This is a genomic window from Halobacillus alkaliphilus (assembly GCF_900113125.1).
Lineage (GTDB): Bacteria > Bacillota > Bacilli > Bacillales > Halobacillaceae > Halobacillus > Halobacillus alkaliphilus.
The window spans coordinates 1-1266 of record NZ_FOOG01000090.1; the positions used below are offsets into that span (position 1 = coordinate 1).

The 1266-nt window shown below is 41.1% G+C and carries 1 protein-coding gene; it reads left to right on the forward strand.

What is annotated here, in order from left to right:
* The first annotated feature begins 541 nt into the window (after positions 1-541).
* Positions 542-1123, forward strand: coding sequence for a DNA-3-methyladenine glycosylase (locus BMZ06_RS20285; RefSeq protein ID WP_089755053.1), 582 nt, complete (start codon positions 542-544; stop codon positions 1121-1123).
* Positions 1124-1266 lie beyond the last annotated feature (143 nt).

Genomic DNA, 1266 nt, shown 5'->3' on the forward strand with positions numbered 1-1266 from the left:
GAACGTATGTTCTTACTTTAGAATATCACGGAAGGGAGAATATTCAAAGGCATTCGCCTTACGGCAACGGCATTCATCTCCCCCCTTGCCACCGGTCTTCGACACGGCGCTTGAAGAGGGAGTCTTCTGCTGATGAATGATAAATTGGTTAGCAATAAAGATCCTGCTATAAAACCTCCACTCAGCCCTCTCCCGGCAAGAAAATAACCAGCAGAACTATGAGTGTTCCCTTTCGTTTGTTTGTAAGAAATAAAAGCTACAAGCCCCATGAAAAATATACAAGATAACAATGTAAACCAAATATTTGATGAATCCATCTCCCTCACCCTTTATTAAATGTTTCGCCCTGTAAGTTATTCTAATATAATTTATACATCAGGATTAACCTTTATTTTCTATGTTCAAACCTAAAAGATAAATTTTATTGGAAATATTAATCTTTTCACTTCTATATTTATGACGGATGGAATGAAATAAAGGGTTGGTTTATGATATATTTGATGAACTTCGTGTCTAATCGTAATTGCGAGAGGAAGGGACAATGATGAGTATTTTGCCTGCAGAATTTTATGAACAGCCTACTTTAGAGTTAGCAAAATCTCTTTTGGGCTGTGAATTAGTCAAAGAAACAGAGGAAGGAACTGCTTCTGGGTATATTGTAGAAACGGAAGCATATATTGGTCCGGAAGATAGGGCGGCTCACAGCTTTAACAATAAACGGACTCAGCGAACGGAAATAATGTTTGGACTACCTGGTTATGTGTACACTTACGTTATGCATACACACTGTCTAGTGAATGTAGTAAGCGGCGAAGTGGGTCATCCAGAGGCCGTATTAATTAGAGCGGTCGAACCCGTAGAAGGCATAGACCTTATACATGAGAGAAGAGGAGACAAAAAAGAAAAAGACTTCACGAATGGCCCCGGAAAATTAACGAAAGCATTAGGGATTATCAAATCGGACTACGGACATCCCCTGGACAAATCACCCCTGTATATAAAAAAAGGCTTTTCCCCTGAACATATTTCCCAGGGGAAACGAATCGGTATTGAGAACTCTGGAGAAGCCCGCGACTATCCGTGGAGGTTTTGGATCACAGAAAACATGTACGTATCCAGGTGAATTCCCAGCCAATTCGTCCATTAGAAAAACACACCTTACGAAAAGGTGTCAGCTTGTAGAGAAACCCAGTGTTTTTCTGCAAGCTTTTTTTGTGCAGATCGTGCGGGCGAATACCACTCGCTTTCCGCGGACGAACGCCCGAG

Coding starts and splice junctions, on each gene's coding strand:
- BMZ06_RS20285 (WP_089755053.1), top strand. CDS start 542: ATGATGAGTATTTTGCCTGCAGAATTTTATGAACAGCCTACTTTAGAG.